The organism is Timonella sp. A28 (assembly GCF_051200815.1).
Lineage (GTDB): Bacteria > Actinomycetota > Actinomycetes > Actinomycetales > Cellulomonadaceae > Timonella.
The window spans coordinates 1,486,894-1,506,109 of sequence record NZ_CP195159.1; the positions used below are offsets into that span (position 1 = coordinate 1,486,894).

The 19,216-nt window shown below is 53.0% G+C and carries 17 protein-coding genes and 1 tRNA gene; 12 read left to right on the forward strand and 6 right to left on the reverse strand.

What is annotated here, in order from left to right; all coding sequences use genetic code 11:
- The first annotated feature begins 18 nt into the window (after positions 1-18).
- The 8 genes from ACR9EC_RS07070 to ACR9EC_RS07105 all read left to right on the forward strand — a co-directional run bounded on the left by ACR9EC_RS07070 (position 19) and on the right by ACR9EC_RS07105 (position 9,040).
- Positions 19-3,096 carry a tape measure protein gene (locus ACR9EC_RS07070; RefSeq protein ID WP_435298541.1) on the forward strand — a complete coding sequence of 1,026 codons (3,078 nt, stop codon included), beginning with the start codon at positions 19-21 and terminating at the stop codon, positions 3,094-3,096.
- Positions 3,097-3,168: 72 nt separating this feature from the next.
- Complete coding sequence (locus tag ACR9EC_RS07075) at positions 3,169-5,622, forward strand: fibronectin type III domain-containing protein (RefSeq protein WP_435298542.1); 2,454 nt, start codon at positions 3,169-3,171, stop codon at positions 5,620-5,622.
- Positions 5,619-6,641 (forward strand): hypothetical protein, encoded by a 1,023-nt coding sequence (locus ACR9EC_RS07080; protein ID WP_435298543.1) that lies wholly within the window; start codon positions 5,619-5,621, stop codon positions 6,639-6,641. The genes ACR9EC_RS07075 and ACR9EC_RS07080 overlap by 4 nt, the downstream gene beginning before the upstream one ends.
- A complete protein-coding gene (locus ACR9EC_RS07085; RefSeq protein ID WP_435298544.1) occupies positions 6,638-7,225 on the forward strand; it encodes a hypothetical protein in 588 nt (195 codons plus the stop codon). Before ACR9EC_RS07080 ends, ACR9EC_RS07085 begins: the two co-directional genes overlap by 4 nt.
- Before the next feature lie 25 nt (positions 7,226-7,250).
- A complete protein-coding gene (locus ACR9EC_RS07090; RefSeq protein WP_435298545.1) occupies positions 7,251-7,646 on the forward strand; it encodes a hypothetical protein in 396 nt (131 codons plus the stop codon).
- Positions 7,643-7,948, forward strand: coding sequence for a hypothetical protein (locus ACR9EC_RS07095; RefSeq protein ID WP_435298546.1), 306 nt, complete (start codon positions 7,643-7,645; stop codon positions 7,946-7,948). Before ACR9EC_RS07090 ends, ACR9EC_RS07095 begins: the two co-directional genes overlap by 4 nt.
- Positions 7,949-7,994: 46 nt before the next feature.
- Complete coding sequence (locus tag ACR9EC_RS07100) at positions 7,995-8,813, forward strand: N-acetylmuramoyl-L-alanine amidase (protein WP_435298547.1); 819 nt, start codon at positions 7,995-7,997, stop codon at positions 8,811-8,813.
- Positions 8,810-9,040 (forward strand): holin, encoded by a 231-nt coding sequence (locus tag ACR9EC_RS07105; RefSeq protein WP_435298548.1) that lies wholly within the window; start codon positions 8,810-8,812, stop codon positions 9,038-9,040. Before ACR9EC_RS07100 ends, ACR9EC_RS07105 begins: the two co-directional genes overlap by 4 nt.
- Positions 9,041-9,142: 102 nt before the next feature.
- On the opposite strand, the gene ACR9EC_RS07110 is transcribed toward ACR9EC_RS07105, so the two are convergent.
- From ACR9EC_RS07110 to ACR9EC_RS07135, 6 genes are all read right to left on the reverse strand, one after another.
- Complete coding sequence (locus ACR9EC_RS07110; RefSeq protein WP_435298549.1) at positions 9,143-9,619, reverse strand: hypothetical protein; 477 nt, start codon at positions 9,617-9,619, stop codon at positions 9,143-9,145.
- Between the two features lie 106 nt (positions 9,620-9,725).
- Entirely contained in the window at positions 9,726-10,274 is a 549-nt protein-coding gene (locus ACR9EC_RS07115; RefSeq protein ID WP_435298550.1) for a hypothetical protein, read from the reverse strand.
- Between the two features lie 151 nt (positions 10,275-10,425).
- Complete coding sequence (locus ACR9EC_RS07120) at positions 10,426-10,830, reverse strand: hypothetical protein (protein WP_435298551.1); 405 nt, start codon at positions 10,828-10,830, stop codon at positions 10,426-10,428.
- Between the two features lie 454 nt (positions 10,831-11,284).
- Positions 11,285-11,361, reverse strand: a tRNA-Thr gene (locus tag ACR9EC_RS07125).
- Positions 11,362-11,481: 120 nt separating this feature from the next.
- A complete protein-coding gene (locus ACR9EC_RS07130) occupies positions 11,482-12,186 on the reverse strand; it encodes a DsbA family protein (RefSeq protein WP_435298552.1) in 705 nt (234 codons plus the stop codon).
- Positions 12,187-12,379: 193 nt separating this feature from the next.
- Positions 12,380-14,188, reverse strand: coding sequence for a protein kinase domain-containing protein (locus tag ACR9EC_RS07135; protein ID WP_435298553.1), 1,809 nt, complete (start codon positions 14,186-14,188; stop codon positions 12,380-12,382).
- A gap of 100 nt (positions 14,189-14,288) precedes the next feature.
- On the opposite strand from ACR9EC_RS07135, the gene ACR9EC_RS07140 reads away from it, so the two are divergent.
- From ACR9EC_RS07140 to ACR9EC_RS07155, 4 genes are all read left to right on the forward strand, one after another.
- A complete protein-coding gene (locus tag ACR9EC_RS07140; protein ID WP_435298554.1) occupies positions 14,289-15,767 on the forward strand; it encodes an alpha,alpha-trehalose-phosphate synthase (UDP-forming) in 1,479 nt (492 codons plus the stop codon).
- Complete coding sequence (otsB, locus tag ACR9EC_RS07145) at positions 15,764-16,558, forward strand: trehalose-phosphatase (protein WP_435298555.1); 795 nt, start codon at positions 15,764-15,766, stop codon at positions 16,556-16,558. Before ACR9EC_RS07140 ends, otsB begins: the two co-directional genes overlap by 4 nt.
- A gap of 124 nt (positions 16,559-16,682) precedes the next feature.
- Positions 16,683-17,783, forward strand: a complete 1,101-nt coding sequence (locus ACR9EC_RS07150; protein WP_435298556.1) for an ABC transporter ATP-binding protein — start codon at positions 16,683-16,685, stop codon at positions 17,781-17,783.
- 121 nt (positions 17,784-17,904) lie between these two features.
- Positions 17,905-19,146, forward strand: coding sequence for a DUF4032 domain-containing protein (locus ACR9EC_RS07155; protein ID WP_435298557.1), 1,242 nt, complete (start codon positions 17,905-17,907; stop codon positions 19,144-19,146).
- Positions 19,147-19,216 lie beyond the last annotated feature (70 nt).

The window sequence follows — 19,216 nt, forward strand, 5'->3', positions numbered from 1 at the left end:
ACATTAGGAGGCGGCTCTATGCCTTTAAAAGTTGGCGAGTTATACGCCACTCTTAAACTTGAGGATCGCGATTTTAATCAAGCTCTTACCCGGTCGGGTAGGAGCTTTTCTGCTTTAAGGAACACTCTCAGCGCAGGATTGCAGGTTGCAGCAGGAGCTTTCGCAACCACAACTCTTGCGACGGCTGCTTTGGGTGCTGCTGCGGTCAAGGTTGGGTACGACTACAACCGGATGCAGCAGTCAAGCCGTGCCGCGCTTACGACGCTGCTTGGATCTGCTGAAGCCGCTAATGCGCAGATGGACAAGCTGGACGCGTTCGCGAAGAACTCGCCGTTTGCTAAGCAAGTTTTCATCCAGGCTCAACAACAGTTGCTTGGTTTTGGTATGACTGCTGAGGATGTTATCCCCACGCTAGATGCTATACAAAACGCGGTTGCAGCTGTAGGTGGCGGAAACCAGCAGGTTTCAGAGGTAACGTATGCGCTTGCGCAGATGCAAGGGCAAGGAAAACTCACTGGAGAGACACTCAATCAACTAGGTCAGTACGGTATCGATGCTGCCACGATCCTTGGAAAAGAGTGGGGTAAGACTGGTGCTGAGATTCGCGATATGGCTTCTCGCCCAGGTGGTATTCCTGCGGATCAAGTTTTTGCGCCTCTTACTGAGGGGTTGATGAAGCGTTTTGGTGGCGCGACCGACAACATTAAGCAGCAGATGGATGGTGCTGCTGACCGTGTAAAAGGTGCTTTCCGTGATATTGGCTCTGCACTAGCAAAGCCTTTTGTGGATCCTAAAGGCGGTGGTATGGCCGTTGAGTGGACAAACAAGCTTGCAGACACGATGCGTGCTGCGGAAACAAAGATTCGTCCGCTCGTAGATATTTTGCAGAATCGCTACCGTCCTGCATTAGATAAAATCACTCCCGCTTTAGATAAAGCTCGCGGCGCAATCAACTCGTGGGATTTATCAAAGGTTAATGCGCAACTCGATGAACTTAGCGGCTATACCCCGCTTATTGCTGGTGCTGCTACTGCTTTGTTTGCTCTCGGAACTGGCAGTATTCCGGGGCTATCGGCTTTGGGGTTGACGTTGAATCCTGTTGTTGCTGGGCTCGCGGCTGTTGCGGTTACTTCTCCTGAAGTGCGTGATGCTTTTGCTAGTGTGATGGCGACGTTGGAGCCTCTTCTGCCGGTTCTGCATGATGCGGGTGTCACTCTTGCTGACGTTTTGATGGACGCGCTTGTGACGTTGGCTCCTGCTATTGGGGAGTTGGCTGTTGGTTTTTCAACGGCTGGGGTTTCTCTGGCGCAAAGTTTCATTCCTGCTTTAACGAATGTTCTTGTTGCAGCCACACCATTGGTTGAGGTTGTTGCTGGGCTGGCTTCTTTTGTTGGAGAGCTGCCGGGTCCTGTGCTTGCGGCGGGTGCTGCAATGCTTCTTTTCCGTTCTCACATCGTTACGTTGTCCACGGGGTTGGGCGAGTTGGGTCAGAAATTCCAACAAACGGAGATGATGCGGGCATGGAATGCTGGTCTTTCTGCATCTAGTACGGCCCTAATCGGCGTCTCCTCTGCTGCTGCATCAGCCCGCTCGGGTATCCAAAAACTCGGTGGCGCAATGCTGGGAGCATTTGGTGGACCAGTAGGACTAGCCATTACCGGCATTTCTGCCGCTTTAGGGGCTTTCATGGCCTCGCAAGCACAAGCACAAGCACAATCTCAAGAATTCCGAGCAACGCTAGACCAGACAACTGGCGCAATTACCGAACAAACCCGCGCTCTAATGTTCGATGAACTGCGGGGGCACACCTACTATGACGAACTCATGTCTGTCGCAGACGCATTAGGCCTTTCTATGCGTGACCTTGTATCTATGTCTCTTGGCGAAGTCACGCCTGCCATTGAGCGGATGAATGGCCGATTCGCCGAGTATCGTGATGAGCTTGACGCTGTTTCAAACAGCTATGAACGCTCTCTTCCCAAGTACGAGGCCATGCGTCATCAGCTTGAACTTGAGGACAGACTGCGCATGTACCTTGGCGGGACAATTAAGCAGAACTCTGAGGATCTCGAGTATAACCGCGAGAAAATCGAGGCTGTAAAAGGTAGTCAAGATGGCGCCGCTGGTGCGACACGTTCTCATACTGATGCTGTGAAGGAGCAAATCGATGCTCAGCGTGAAGCTGCTGATGCTAATTTGTCGCAGGCTGAGGCAACCTTGCGAGCTAAGGAAGCCCAGGACAGGGCTTCGGACGCAGTAAGTAAGTATAAGAAATTAGCGAAAGAAGGAACTGCGACTGATAAAGAGTTAACTGCTGCAAAGCGTGAGGCCGAGTCGGCAGTTCTGTCGTCTGTGCGCAGTTTTAAAAGCCACACGGATGCGATGCGTCGCAATAATGCTTCCGCTGAAGATCTTGATGCAGTGATCGGCGCGCAGCGTGAGGAATTCATCAAGCAGCGTAGAGCTCTGGGCGATTCAAAGAAAGCCGCCAACGAACTCGCTGATTCCTATGGGCTTATCCCCAATAACGTCAAAACCAAGTTTTCGGCGCCTGGTCTTGACTCTGCTCTCAAAAAAGCGCAAAACCTTGATGGAGTGGTCGGTGGGCTGGCCGGAAAGGTCGTGACGACGACGATCCGAACGATCCAAGAAACTATTGCTAAGCACACGAATGCTAATGGCGGGATTATCGCTAATGGGGTGCGCGCGTTTGCAGATGGTGGTATCCAGGGGCGGCTTCCCTCGACAGCGCGCATTCAATCCCCGCGAGCACATTTGGTGCAGTGGGCTGAGCCTGAGACTCATGGTGAGGCTTTTATTCCTCTTGCTCCGTCTAAGCGTGCTCGGTCTTTGCAGATTTGGGAGGAGACTGGGCGCCGGTTGGGTCGGTTTGCTGTGACTGCTTTTGCTGATGGGGCGGTGGCTTCTAGCGTGACGTCTGGTTCGGTGGCGTTGGGGTCTGGGTCTCGGCGTTTGTTGTCGGATGCGGATGTGCAGGCGATTGCTGATGCGGTTCGTTCTGGTGCTGCTGAGGGTACTTTTTCTGGGTTGTCTGGTTCTGGTTCGATGGTTCGTCAGGCTGCTCGGGTTTTGTAGTTTTTGTTGGTGTTGTGGCACCCGTTCCTTGTTGGGGGCGGGTGCTTGTTGCTTCCTGGGAAGGGGCCTGTTGTGGCGATTAAGTGGGGTTCTTGGCAGGGGCCAACTTACGAACGTTTTCGTGTGGGTATTGATTTGTGGGTGTCTGGCACGACGATTAATGCTGGATACTGGCTGGAAACGAGCGGTAGTGTTTCTGATAATCAGAAGTTGACGCTTACTGGCGCGATTACTGGTGAGGTGAGTTTTACTGCGTCTCAGCCGTCTGGTGGTGGAACACAGAAGATTGCGCAGAAGAGTCGTTCTGGTACGCGCGGGTCGTCGTATTCTTTTGGCGCGAAACTTTCGGGCGTCTATAACGGTGTCACTCCGTCGGTGTCTGATTCGATTACGGTTCCTGCCACTGTTCCATCGAAGCCTGGGACACCAACTTTTTCTGGGATTACCAGTGATGATGTGACGATCAACTGGAGTTTCCCTAACGGAAACGGCGCGACTCCTACTGCAATGCAGATTCAGGTCTCAACCAATAGCGGTTTCACCGCTTTAGTAAAAGACTATGAGGACGGTTCGCCTCCGTCGCATCCGCAGAACCTTGCTGCGAACACTTCTCATTACGTGCGGATTCGCGCTAAAAACTCTGCTGGGTGGTCGTCGTGGTCGAACACGGCCTCATTCACAACAAAGCCTGTATCTCCAAGCGCCCAAACCGGTCTTGGTGTGACGCGAGTTTCTGATAGTCAGCAAACCCTATCGTGGACGCGTAACTCAACCAGTGCAGCGCCGTATACCTCGCAGCAAGTGGAGCGGCGCGACACACATAATCTGTCGTGGGTCAGGATCGCGACGGTCACAGCAACAGCAACCTCGTATTCGGATACGACTACTGTGTCTTCTCGCAGGTATGACTATCGCGTGCGTGCAGTAAACTCGGCTGGATCAAGTGCATATAGTGCGGCAACAGCGGTAAGCACGAAGCCGTCAGCACCCAACACTGTTACCGCGAAAAAATCTGGCTCCAGCATTGTCATATCGTGGAAGCACACCACCAGCCAGTGGGGTGTCTTCCAAAACATCATTCAAGACAATCCCGGCGGTACGGGATGGGTGACTGTTGCAACCGTTGGCGCGGTCACCTCATGGACACACAGCAACCCTGACACCTCGAAAACACACCAGTATCGTGTGCTCACTCGCGTGTATACGTATGGTGTTAATGCCAGTTATTACGTGCCATCGGATTACTCGGCAGCATCAGCAGTTGTGCAGCTTCTAGCACCGCCACTGGCACCTACACGGGTTAAACCGACGGGAACACTCGACCGTGATCTACCTGTCACATTTGAGTGGACACACAACCCCGTAGACACCACAGATCAAACCGCTTACGAACTGCAGTATCGTGTGGCTGGAAGCAACTGGATCACGACAACTGGCAGTAGTGAATCCACGTGGACGCTACCTGCCCCAGGCGTTACTGGAAGTATCGAATGGCAGGTACGCACTCGCGGTGACTATGCATCATTTGGGCCGTGGTCGTCACTAGGCAGCGTACTAATAGTGTCACGGCCAACCGTGGTAATTGCGTCACCAATAAACGCCAGTGTTCTTGGTGAATCTGTATTAACTGTGGAGTGGGCTTACGCAAACGCTGATTCGTATTCACAATCCCAATGGGAAGTAAACCTTCTCCAAGAGGGCTCCCTCATTGAGGTGCGCACTGGGTCATCAGCAATCCCCTACACCACTTTTCAAACTCCACTATCAGATCAAGCCACGTATGGGCTGACTGTTCGTGTGAGGTCAGCTGCCGGTCTGTGGTCAGAACAAGATTCAGCAAGTTTTACGACTGATTTCCCGCTACCTGTTGTTGTGGAACCGATACCAGAGTGGGACATGGATACAGGTGCTGTGTCGCTGACGTTCGCTGACCCACCGATCCCTGGTACTGGTGAGGTACTGCCGGAGACCCTCGACATTCAACGCCAAATCGGTGATGGACCGTGGATCACTATTGCTACCGACATCCCACCAGATGGTGCGCTCACCGACCCAATCCCCTCACTACTCGACATAAACAGGTATCGAGCGATAAGCAAAACCTCTTTGCCATCCAGTAACACTGGGCAACCAGTTGAAATCGTGTGGGTGCCACCCATTTTGGGAACACCCATTTTCATCAACGGCGGAGACGGGTTTGGGCTAACTTGCCATGTGCACGGACATAGCGCTGATGAAACCTCAACCGTTGCAACTGAACTGCACCACGTGGCTGGAAATCCTTACCCTGTCGCGTACTGGGGAACAGAAGAAAACCACCGCATTGGGTTTTCAGGGAACCTCTTGTATGGCGCCAGCACGCGTGAAGAATGGCTTGCGCTTGCACGATCACGCTCAATCGTGTGCTACCGCGACCGCCGAGGCAGACGCGAATTTGGGGTTCTAACCGTCGCATTGTCCGATAACGGGTTAGTCATTTCGGTTTCTGGTGCGGTGCAAAAAACTATGTGGGAGGAAGGCTCATGAGCCTCATCGGACATCGTGTGACCTCATGGCATGTACAACTGGTAGACAACTCAGGTGCTCTTATTGGACTTCTCAATGAGGTCTCCGGGGGAACACTATCTTTCAGTAGCGCATCCACGATTAAAACCAGTGGAACAGTAATCGTGCAGGGCGGCACTGTGGACTGGACAAAAGTTCGGTTGCAGCCAGTCCTTGTCATCAATAGCGAGGAATACCCGTTAGGGATCTTCATACCTAGCGCGCCTTCTCAGACTGTGACTAGTGCCGGTTCGAACGGGGCTGTAGAGCTACTTGATAGGCTCACGGTTCTTGCTGAAGATGTAACCGATGCTTGGATGAGTCTTCCTGTAGGCACCGTTGTCACGACTGCGATCACTGAAATCATTGCGTCTACGGGAGAAAATCCTGGCGCAATCACACCCTCTACTGCAGCAACGCGAACCGTAATGACGTGGGAACCGGCCACACCGAAACTGCGGATCATCAACGATCTGCTCGATGCGGCTGGGTTCTTTTCTTTATGGTGTGACACGGATGGGCAATATCAAGTAACACCCTACGCGTCCCCACAAGATCGCCCAATCGCATGGGTTTTTGGTACCAGCACACGTGAAGTTCATTCGCCTACATACACATCTGAGCAAGATCTATACGCGATACCTAATCGCGTAGTGGCAGTATCAAGTGCTGCAGGTGAAGCTGAGGAACTTGTTGCGGTAGCGACAAATGAAAACCCTGAATCGCCGTACTCTTATCAGTCGCGTGGACGGTGGATTACGCATCCTGAGCAAAACGTGGAAACCACAGGGCAAAGCGCTTTGCTAGCTTACGCGCAGCGCAGGCTTCAAGAATTATCGTCTGCTACGGCTACGAGAGTTATTAAGCATGGGTATCTTCCGCTGCGCCTAAATGACGCAGTGATTTTCGATGGTAAGCGCCACGTCGTGACTAGCATGTCAATTCCTCTTGACCCAACAAAACTGGTTGAGACGACTCTGCGTGAGGTGGTGGATACATGATTGAGCAGATTATTCGTGAGTGTAAGAAACTCATTTCTCGTGAGGTGACGCGGCTTCCTTCTTTTAGTCGTGGGGTCATTACTGGGACTACCCCGTTAGTGGTTTCGTTCGGTGCGCTTGGAAGCATTTCGGGGGCTAGCACGCTGGTTACGGGGCTTCGTGCTGGTGATAGCGTCTTGGTTTTACGGTTGGGAACAACGGCAATCATTCTTGGTGTTCTTTCAACTCCCACATGGATCGATTTTCAACCTGCCGCCGGTTACGAGATGCATTATGACGTACAGCCGCAGTACATGATCGATGGTGGTGTGCTGTATATGCGTGGAGCGATCAAGCCTATAAATGGCGGATCTTTTGGTACGTCATATGTAGCGATTACGGAGCCGCTCACAGCATTGTCAGGTGCGCCTCGGCTGAGCTGGCACAGTGTTTCCACGCTTGCTGCTGGAGGAAACAAAATCCCGTTGCGTGCTTACATCCACGAAACCACACTACAAATCATGGTGTCAGCGGTGTCATCCACAGTGCATCCGGCACCCGACTACGTCATGCTTAACGGTTTTTCAGGCATACGCATCGACTAAAAACACAACAATCATGGGGGCAGAAATGAGCACTATCTTGGACCCGACCACACTTACACAAGAGCAACTCGCTGAACTACAAGCGCGCCTTGAAGGTGAACATCAACGACGACATCTTCTTACTGCACTTGCTGGAGAATATGAGCGGCACGTCACGCGTATACGAACAGCTGCAGAGGCAGGACCTGTCGTTGCTTTTTCTCCCGTTCCTTCGTGGGGTGGGATCACTGGCCACCCACCGGGCCAGCGTGTCGAGCACGCAGGGAAAACCTACGTCAACAACGGTCGCTGTTTCCTTGCTGAACTCCCAGGAACGTCAACCGACTGGATCGAACCCCCACCGCCCACCGAGCCACCTGTAGAAACTCCACCACCTACTGAACCACCAGTAACCCCTCCAACAGAGGGCGGCGGCTTATGACAGCACTCATTATTTCTGTGGTGAGTGTTGTGCTTGGTGGTGGGCTTGTGAGTGCGCTGCTGATTCATAAGCGTGAGTCTCCTAAATCGAAAGCCGAAGCTGCTAAAACCAAAGCCGAAGAAGCGGAAGTTCTCGCTAATACGGCTATCAAACTGACTACGGCTTTATCAGATCGTGTCGCGACGTTAGAAGCGCGTGATGCGGCTTATCGCCTGCATGTGGGGGCACTTAACCGGCATATTGAGAATCGGTTGCCTCCTCCCCCTCCTGATCTACCTGACATCCTCAAATCATTAGCTTAAGCACCCCTTGGTGGGTGCATTTTTTATGCCTGAAAGGAAGAATCACATGCTAGTCAAACAGCAGTTTGCGCCTCGTACTGCAACGTCACGTGGCACGAACACTCGAAAGTTTATTACTGTGCATGACACAGGAAATAAGGCGCGTGGCGCTGACGCTCAAGCGCACGCGACCTTGCAAGAACGGGGCAATAGTCGTGCGGCTTCGTGGCATTGGCAAGTCGACGAAAAAGCAGCGATCCAGTCGTTTTCACACAAAACGATTTGTTGGCACTCTGGGCATTGGCGCGGTAACCGGCAGTCTATCGGCGTTGAGATTTGTGTGAATGCTGATGGCAATCACAAAAACGCTGTACGTAATGCCGTCAAACTTGTTGCACGGATTATGCGCGAGGAAAAAATCCCGCTATCGCGTGTGGTGCAACACCACTATTGGACAGGCAAAAACTGTCCTGCAAGCCTGCGCCAAGACGGCGGATGGGAAAAATTTTTGCGCGCAGTTGAAGCAGAACTCGCTGGTGTAACTCAAACAAAAGATGACACACCAAAACCTGCACCACTTCCTGTTTCCCCTAAGCCGGTCAAGACCACGCAACAACTCGCCCAAGAAGTCCTAGCAGGCAAGCACGGCACAGGCGTAGCACGTAAGCGCTCTCTCGGCTCACGTTTCGCTGCTGTACAGGCCGCCGTGAACCGCCTTCTGAGCGGTAAAACAAAAAAGCCGAAAACCAAATCTGTTAGCCGAATGGCGATTGAGGTTATTCAGGGCAAGCACGGCACCGGTCATGCAGCCCGCCAAAAATCATTAAAAATCAATTCTGCGACCTACGCAAAGGTTCGCGCTGAGGTAAACCGGAGGGTTCGATGAGTAAATACGCGAACAAAAAGTTTTGGGTAGACACCGTTGATCGTGCTGTCGCTACGACTGCGCAGGCATCGGTTGCTGTACTGACTGCGGGTGCTGCGAGTCTCGTTGAGGTTGATTTCGCAGGCGTTGCGGGTGTTGCAGGACTAGCAGGTGTTGTTTCTGTCCTCACCTCAATCGCTTTCCGTGGACAAGACACGCAGGAAGCCCAGTTCGATGACATGCCCTGAATGCGGAACTGAATATGCATCTACTGCAGCAGCCGAGGCGTGCTGCAGAGACTAAACAAATGGCCCCACCTGTTTAGGTGGGGCCTATTTGTGTTTTAGGGGTTATGCGAAGCTGAGGTGGTCGTCGCGTGAGCATTTACGGCAGACCAAGCCTTCTATGCCGCTCATGTCGTAGCGGACGTGGCCTGAGCCTTTTATGCGGATTCCACACTCTGCGCAGTATTTTACGGGGTTGGTAGCGCGTGGTTTTGGCGCGATGTGAGCGGTTTGGACGCCGTCTTCATCTGACACGACCTCTCCGACCACGACCTCTTTTTTTGAGCCATCGCGCTTTGAGACAACGACTTCTTTACCGGTGACCAGCCCACGCCCTCGGATACCCCAGTTGTCTTGGATCTTTGTGAAAGAGGTTTGGGTCTCTTTTTCTTCGAGGCGGTACAGTGCCATTTGGCCTTTACGTCCGTTGACGAGCCATGTGCCATCAGAGTGCTGGAAAGCGCCCGTGTCTTTAATGGCCTCTTCTGATACGCCAAGGTCGAGGAGCCGCTTTACTGTGGTGGTTTCGGAGTATGTAGCCACGATCTGCCTTCTTTCTAGACAACGGGGTCTGGGGCTGTTTCCCCTTGACCTGATACCTCAAATGTACCCGTGAATGTAGGGGTGCGCAAGTGGTTGAGGGAAAGTTTTATCGCTGTCGTGAGGCTTCGTGATACTCGCGGCAGTCGGCACAGCGGCATCCGGTACGCCACGCATGGGGCCGCCCGTGCCTAAGTGCCGGATCGCGCACATCATTAAGGGCCTCATCTAAGCGGATCCCAAAGGGCGGGTCGAGTTTTCGCCGCCCAGCCACACCTTGATGTGTCCACCCCGCCTGCTCTACAGCCTCCTGATAAGAACACCCGTCCTCAAGCAGCCGCAGCAGAGCATCTGCTTTAGGCTGCGATGCTTCTAGGGATTTTTCGCGGCGACGACGCCGCATGTCAGCCCGCGCCCACGCCTGACACTCTGCGCATGAGCAGCCCGCACGATAAGCGGTAGAGGTCCCGTGCTCTGCCGAGGATCCCACCCCCCTGATGTATGGGCTCTCCAGCAAATTTCCCGAAGTTTTTTTCAGGTATGCACTGGTCCACGGAGGAGGTGTAAGTGCTCCGCGCTCAATCCATGCGTTTATTGTGCGCGCAGTGACTCCTACGATTTGTGCCGCCTCGCGTGTAGACTCAATTTTTTTCGCCACAACAGCGCCTTTCTGTGCTAAAGTCCAAGTATTCTTCCCCTGCACTTGCGGGGTACGCCCTTTATGTTTTCCGTGGAAACAGAGAGCGTGAAACATTCCCTGCGCATGCAGGGGTTTTGGCGGCTGCCTAGGTGCAGCCGCCTTTTGTTGTTTAGAAGTAGTCCCAGTCGGGGTAGCCGTCTCGGTCAGTGTAAAGATACGAGGCCACGATTTCGCCGGTATCTTCGTCTTTTTCTAGCCCAATGTAGTAGATACCATCTGCCGGCGGGGTGAGCGCGCCCCAGCAAAAATCTGCCCCATACCTGACGATGCGGTCCCACTCCTGGTAGTCGTCAGAGAAAAGATTTTCTAGATAGTCCTCAGCGTCTTGCCCATGTGAGGCGCCTTGGCGCGCCTCGACAAGAGCATCCAGCTCGGCTTTGGTCGCATCATCACCTTGGGCGTACTCAGCAGCAAAGCGCTCTAGCAGCATTTTTGCGATGTCACGTCCGCGTGTGGTGTCACTGGTGCGCTTGGGATCTTGTGCGCGACTTGCCTCTGTTGATTTTCGACCCATTTTTCTATCATCCTTACGTGTCCTTGTTAGGATGGGTGTCACCCTAACGTCATGCCGATGTAGGTGCCTCGCCTGTGCGAGGGATACCAGGCCCGCCCGTGCTAGAGGCGGGCCTTGGTTTTTACTGCGACGTATTGTGCTGCAACCCAGCATACCCCGTGAGTGTAGGGGCGCGCAAGCGCTAGAGGAAACTTTGAAGAGAAGCGCGAAGGCAGCCACACCCTACACACGCGAGCGCGCGCCTGTGGAAAACTGTTAACCCTAAAGGCTCACTTTCCACGATGTAACTTTTTTAGGTTAACGATTTACGCTTTTCATGCACAGAAGAGCACAGGTATTGCATACGCGAACGCCGTTGTATGTCGGGACTCTTGTCGGGACTATCAGCAAAAAAGTGTACTTTACTTAGGTAAAGCAAAAGGCCCGAAACCGTTGAGATTTCGGGCCTTTTGAGTGGAGCCGCTTATCGGATTCGAACCGATGACCCTCGCATTACAAGTGCGATGCTCTGGCCAACTGAGCTAAAGCGGCGTTGCACTGAACTTAGCGCGGTTAATAGATTAACCGGAACTATGCTCAGTTGCGAAATCGAAAAGAGCGGCTAGCGCAAAAAGGCCTCATGAGGTTGCTCACACTAGCCGCTTCTCTCGACTATTTAGTTGCTTCAGCGAATGATGGAGCTTCGTTTAGTTCCTTCTCCATCGCCTCGCGGTTTGTCCAGTCAACCTTCCAAGTCTTGTCGTTAAGGAAGAGTGCTGGCGTACCAAAACGACCTTCTTCGTTGAGCAGTGACTCGTCATTCAGCGTGATCTGCGATGCCGACTTAATAAAGTCTTCATACTTTCCAGAGAGCGCTGTTTCAATGTCAGCGTCACTCACGTTTTGCTCTTTCAAAAGGTCTCGGATCTGCTGATCGGTGAGTCCACCCTGCTGAGCTTCAAAGCCGCGCTTAGAGAATTCCACTGCTGCTGCTGGGTTTGTTTCAAGCAAGGACGCAAAGATTGCCCCGAACTCCAGCGATTGTTGCGCCCCAAGAATAGCGACTGGGTGGACGCGATATGCGATCTCTCCAGCGTTTGCTTTTTCAATAAGCCAGTCAGAGTTCAATGCATCGAACTGACCACAGTAAGAACACATGAAGTCAAGGTATAGGTCGAATACAGGCACATCTGTTGGAGCTGTCGCTGTCACTTCATTCTTGAAGAACGTGAAACCGCCAGACTCGTCCGAAGTGCTCGGCACTGCTACATCACTCGGGAAAGACGTAATGGTTGGATCGATGTCCTTTGGTGCCTTACTCAAAATGAAATATGCAAGCACACCAACAACAAGGAGACCGGCAATAACCGACGTCAAAATGATGAGGCGTGAACGCTTCTCGCTTCTCTCTTGAGCTTTTTTAATGTCTAGAGCGCGCTGACGTGCTTCCTCGCGACGCCTAGCTTTTCTCGCTTCCAGCAGCTTGATTAGTCATCCTGTTCCTTCTCTCGAGTCACCGCGCACTAAAAGCACCCATGACAAAGAAAAACTCCATCTATTCGCGCTTATATTATTCACGGAAACTGGGCGGTTCCTGAAGGGGATCCCACACTATGTCTATGCCGTTGAGGATCATAAGCAACGCGTACAAGGCTAGTCCTGCCAACAAGAAAGCAACAATAAGCGACGTAAAAGAGCCCGGGAAGAGGCCCTGCACCGCCACACGTCCACCTTGCCGCGTCAAACGGGACAACGGGCCAAACCACATGAGCGCTAACGCCGAGAACACTGCAATACCCACAACGAGTTGACGTCCGCGCATGTAAGAAGCAGCATCATCAATGTTTATAGGTAGCGCCCCCGAATCTAGTAGCCACCACAGTGAACCACCGACGATAACAAACGTTGCCAGCCCAATCAGCAGTCCTGGAATCAACCCAACTACTCCTCGTACCACGTGCCATGGGAAGGACACGGATGCCACCAACACTTCGCGTTTTGACGGACCTTTGTATTCACGACGGCTATGAAAAGCATCCCAAGAAACGCCCACTATCCGGAAAACCAAAAGTATGGCAATGACTGCCGCGCCTGCTTGCACTGGATAAATACTTGCGAACAGGATTCCGGCAAGCGCTCCGATTCCAATAACAAAAGGTCGGGGGCGCGGTGTAGGTCGCACATATCCTGCGTAATCGTAGGAGGGCGGATAGGGCGATTCTTCTTGCGAATATGGTGATTGCCCGGGAGGGTACGGAACACCTGAACGCTCATCAAACGTTCCATAATCGCCAGATGGTCCGGGTGGTCGGCCAAATTGTTGAGGCGGCGCAGCAGGTATAGAAGGAGGTAAGGGCTCGTCTGTTGCGGGCTGTGCCGGAAGGACCTTCGTGGAGCCACTGCCGTCGTTTAACACCTGCGTGTCCGCAGTATTTTCGGCATATTGAGTGCGTGGTTCTAGCCGAACCTGTGTCAGGTCTTCGTCGTGCGGGTTGTGTGGCCCTAACGTGCCTAATACTTGTTCTGGCGGGAGGTCTTCCGTTGTGTCAAAGAACGGTTGCACACCCAGCGGGTCGTGGGCAGAGGCAGAAAGTTCTTCGAGTACTTCGTGCGGACTCCAACGATGTTCTGGCCGCACTGCGAGCGCACCGCGTAACGCTACTGCGATGCGTTCGTCGAGGCCGTCCACGTCGGCTTTTCCGGACATTGCTCGGGACAGGATTGTTTCGAATCCGCCGATGCCGAATGGTGGGCGTCCGGTTGCTGCGAATACGAGCACGGCGGCCCATCCCCATATGTCGGTTGCGGAGTTGGGGTTGTCTCCGTTGATGAGTTCTGGTGCGAGGTATCCGGGGGTTCCTACGACGAGTCCGGTTGCGGTGAGGCGTGAGTCTTGCATGCCGTGCGCGATACCAAAGTCGATGAGTACTGGCCCGTCTTTGCTCATGAGGATGTTGTTGGGCTTCATGTCTCGGTGTACGACGTTTGCTGCGTGCACTGCTTCGAGTGCGCTGAGTAGTCGTGCTCCAAAGAAGTGGAGTTCTTTGGGTGGTAGTGGGCCGTTGTCTGCGACGTATTCGTCGAGGGTGGGGCCGTCTATGAGTTCGGTGACGATGAAGGTGTCGTCTGCGTCTGTTTCGGCGTCGAGCATTGCGGCTACGGCTGGGTGGTTGACTCGCCGTAGTGCTGCTGCTTCGCGTATTAGTCGTACTCGTAGTTCGTCGGCGTCGATGACGCTGCTACGAAGAATTTTAAATGCGACGGGTTGTCCGCCCCCGTCGATGGCACGGTAAACGACCCCCATGGCTCCTGAGCCAAGTTGGTTGACGATGCGGTATCCGCCGATTTCCGTGCCCGGCTCAAGTCCGATGCGCTCCATGCCTCTACGTTATTCGCTGTTGGGAGAATATTTCCCTGATACTAGGCGGATATTGTGAAGTGTCGATAAGGTGATCGTAAATACAAGGAGTTGGTAAAGCATGAGCAAAACCGGATTTGACCTTGTTGTGGTCTCAAATCGCTTACCTGTGGATCTGTGCGTGGATGGTGCAGGAGAGGTCACATGGACTCGATCACCCGGTGGACTCGTCACCGCTCTCGACCCTGTTGTTAAGAATGCGCAAGCCGCATGGGTTGGGTGGAGTGGTGCACCAGATCAAACTATTGAACCTTTTGACGCTGCAGGCACGTTTTTGGCGCCGGTGGAATTAAGTGCTGCTGAGGTGGCGCAATATTATGAAGGGTTTTCGAACGACACGTTGTGGCCGCTTTATCACGATGTGATTGCTCCGCCTGCGTATCACCGTGCTTGGTGGGATACGTATCGTCGGGTTAATGCTCGGTTTGCGCATGCTGCGGCTAAGCAGGCTGCTGAGGGTGCGACCGTGTGGGTGCATGATTATCAGTTGCAGCTTGTTCCTGCCCTGTTGCGTCAGTTGCGTCCTGATTTACGGATTGGGTTTTTTAACCATATTCCGTTTCCTCCTTTTGAGCTTTTTCAGCAGTTGCCGTGGCGTCGTCAGATTCTTGATGGGTTGTTGGGTGCTGATGTTATTGGTTTTCAGCGGCGTACGGATGCTGCAAATTTCCGCCGTGCGGTTCAGTTGCTTACTGCGATTAATGCGCGTTCGGAGCGGTTTACGATCAAGACTGATGATGGTGAGCGGCGTACTGTAGCGGCTAAGGCGTTCCCTATTTCGATTGATTCTGCCGCGTTTAATGAGTTGGCGCGCACTCCTGAGGTGCAGCAGCGGGCTAAGGAAATACGTAAAGAGTTGGGAAACCCTGATGTTGTCATGCTTGGGGTTGATCGTCTTGACTACACCAAGGGGATTCGTCACCGCATAAAGGTGTATGGCGAGTTGCTTCACGACGAACGTATTTCTGTTGCTGATTGCACTCTTGTGCAGGTGGCTAGCCCTAGCCGTGAGAATGTTGAGGCGTATCAGGATCTTCGTGAGCAGGTGGAGATTTTGGTGGGCCGCATTAATGGTGAGTATGGCGAGTTGGGTCATACGGCAATCCACTATTTGCATCATTCGTACCCGCAAGACGAGATGGCTGCGTTGTATCTTGCCGCTGACGTGATGCTGGTGACGTCGTTACGTGACGGCATGAACTTGGTGGCTAAGGAGTATGTTGCTGCACGTCATGATCTGTCGGGTGCTCTGGTGCTTTCTGAGCTTACGGGTGCTGCCGACGAGTTGAGCGGCGCCATTATGGTCAACCCGCACGATATTGATGGCATGAAGGATGCGTTCATGCATGCTGCTCATATGCCGGCTGCTGAGTCGCGTCGTCGGATGCGTCGTCTGCGTCGCAAGGTTATGCATAACGATGTGAGTAAGTGGGCTCATGCTTTCTTGGACATGCTGGTTGTTGTCGGGGACGAGAATGATGCTCACCGTAACAGGGGCGAGAGCCTTTCACCGGTTGCTGAAGTGGAGAATATTGCGTGACGTTACCTGCTGACGTAGTTGCTGCTGTTGACGAATTTTTGGCGCTTGATGGGCCGCTTATTATTGCGTCTGATTTTGATGGGGTGCTTGCTCCTCTTGTCGATAATCCAGCTGATTCTCGAATGATTGATGGTTCAGCAAGCGCTCTTACACGACTTGTTCAGGCTGCCCCTGAGCGGGTTCGCGTGGCGTTGGTGTCTGGCCGCAAGTTGGATGAGTTGGCGCTGTTGGCTAAGCCGGCGCCTGGCACTTTACTGTTTGGCACTCATGGGGCTGAAACAGGCCTTGTGAATGCCAACGGGGAGGTTGAAGCTCAGGGCACAATGTTGACGGCCGAACAAGACCATATTCTTGCGGGGCTTCGCGCGCGTGCCCAAGATGTGGCTGAACACGTTGATGGCGCGTGGGTGGAAGAAAAGGCCACGTCTGTGGTGTTGCATACGCGCTTATCTCCCCCAGCGGAGGCACAACGTATCGTTGCCGAATTCACCGAATACGCCAACGCAGGTGACGCCCATGTTATGGCTGGGCATGACGTTGTTGAGGTGTCTGTTGTGCGTGCGTCTAAGGGCGATGCTGTGTCACAGTTACGTCACAGTATTGATGCTGCCGGCGTCTTTTACATGGGCGACGATGTCACCGACGAAACAGTATTTTCTGTGCTGAAACGCCACGATGTCGGCATCAAAATTGGTGCTGGGTCGACTGCGGCACGTCTGCGCCTACCGGATCCTTACAATGCGTCATTAATTCTTTGTCATATTGCTGATAAGGTAAATGCGGATCTGTGATCCACCTATAACTCAACATGAAGTGTCAACGCGGACATGTCTCTCAGTCGAGTGAGTGAACGCGTGCGCACCCATCACAACGGATCGTCCGGCACGTACCTGCCGGTGAAGGGATGTAGCACAAATGGCTACCGTAACGTATGACCACGCCAGCCGGATTTACCCAAACACGGAGCGCCCAGCTGTCGACCAGCTGAACTTGCACATTGAAGATGGCGAGTTCCTCGTTCTTGTTGGTCCATCTGGATGTGGTAAGTCCACCTCTTTGCGTATGCTTGCAGGCCTTGAAGATGTTAACCAGGGTCGCATTCTTATCGGTGACCGCGACGTCACTGATGTGCAGCCAAAAGACCGCGACATCGCGATGGTTTTCCAAAACTACGCGCTGTACCCACACATGACTGTTGCAGACAACATGGGCTTCGCGCTCAAGATTGCTGGCGTCAACAAGACTGAAATCCGTCAGCGTGTTGAAGAAGCAGCTAAGATCCTTGACCTCACCCAGTACCTCGACCGCAAGCCAAAGGCTCTTTCCGGTGGTCAGCGTCAGCGTGTTGCTATGGGTCGTGCGATCGTTCGTCAGCCACAGGTCTTCCTCATGGACGAGCCACTATCCAACCTTGACGCTAAGCTCCGTGTACAGACCCGTACGCAGATCGCATCGTTGCAGCGTCGTCTTGGTGTAACCACCGTGTACGTTACCCACGACCAGACTGAAGCACTCACCATGGGTGACCGCATCGCTGTCCTCAAGGATGGTCTCCTCCAGCAGGTTGGTACCCCACGCGAAATGTACGATGCACCAGCAAACGTCTTCGTTGCAGGCTTCATCGGCTCACCAGCAATGAACCTTGGCACCTACCGTGTCAGCAACGGTGTAGCTGAAATTGGTGACGCTCGTCTGCCATTGACTCGTGACGCTATCTCAGCGCTCACCGAGGCTGACAACAGCCAAATCACCATTGGTTTCCGTCCAGAAGCACTCGACCTCGTATCGGCTTCAGACCCATCCGCTCTTGCTATCCGCGTAAACATCGTTGAAGAGCTCGGATCAGACGCATTCGTTTACGGTTCACTCAAGACTTCAAACGGCGACCAAGACGTCATCATCCGTGTTAACCCACGCACCGCACCTGCAAAGGGCGAGTTCATCCACGCTGCTATCAAGCCTGGCTCTGAGCACGTGTTCTCCCCAAGCACCGGTGCACGTCTCGCGACGATCTGATCGTTGCTGAGTACCGCACGTAACGCCTAACATCAGTGGGTGGGTCCTTTCTGGGCCCACCCACTGATCGTTGTGGCAGTTATCTAGGCGTTCCCTCACTCCCCTTCAGCAAGGAAGTCTCGTGCCCCAAACATTACAAATCACTGCAGCCCACCCGGACCCTGCACTGTTGACCCTTCCTTGGGATGTTCCCCTTGAGGAATGGCCTCCCGAGGTTCTTGCTGCCTTACCGCGCGGTATTTCGCGCCACGTGGTGCGTTTTGTGAAACTTTCTGGGCAGGTTCTCGCAATTAAAGAAATTGGGGAGACGGTTGCTTTCAGTGAGTACGAACTACTGCGGCAACTTTCGCGCACTGACGTGCCAACAGTAGAACCGGTTGGTGTTATTACTGGTCGAAAAGACAAAAATGGTGAACGCCTTGAGGCTGTTTTAATTACGAAGCACCTTCAATTTTCGTTGCCGTACCGGTCTTTGTTTAGCCAAGCGCTACAACCAGACACTGCAACACGACTCATCGATGCGTTAGCCGTTCTGATGGTTAGGCTGCACCTCATCGGGTTTTATTGGGGTGATGTTTCCCTATCCAACACGCTATTTAGGCGTGATGCAGAAACTTTTGCGGCATGGCTTGTTGATGCTGAAACAGGTCAGCTGCATCCAAAACTCACCGACGGTCAACGCAACTATGACATTGATTTGGCGCGCACCAACATTATTGGTGAGTTGATGGACTTACAAGCCGGCGAAATGATCGACGAAGACGAAGACGTCATCGCTATCGGTGATGCTCTCGTCGCCCGTTACAACGAACTGTGGAATGCGATCCACAACCAAGAAGTCATCGACGCCGATGAGCCGTGGCGGGTGGCACAACATATTGAATATTTGAATGCGCTCGGGTTCGATGTTGACGAGCTAGAAATGACCACCGACATTGATGGCACCACCGTCATGATTCAACCTAAAGTCGTTGATGCTGGCCATCATGCGCGCAGACTCATGCACCTCACTGGGTTAGATGTGCAAGAAAATCAGGCTCGTCGTCTGTTGAATGATCTGGAACATTTCAGGGCTACAAGCGACCGGCAAAAAGATGACATCGAGTTTGTTGCGCACGATTGGCTTGCAGAAATATTCGAGCCTACAGTTCGGGCCGTTCCTCGTGATTTACGGAAAAAGCTTGAGCCTGCGCAACTTTTCCACGAGATTCTAGATCACCGTTGGTTCATTTCGGAACAACAGCATCGCGATGTTCCAATGCCTGAGGTCGTCGACAGTTATATCGAAAACGTATTACGTGATCGTCCAGACGAGATGGCTGTTCTTGGTTTGGCTCCCGAAGACGCTGAACTTCAAGAGTAACCATCAACTTTCATAAGACGGGTGTGGGTGGCACAGATATTAATCTGTGCCACCCACACCCGTCTTACAG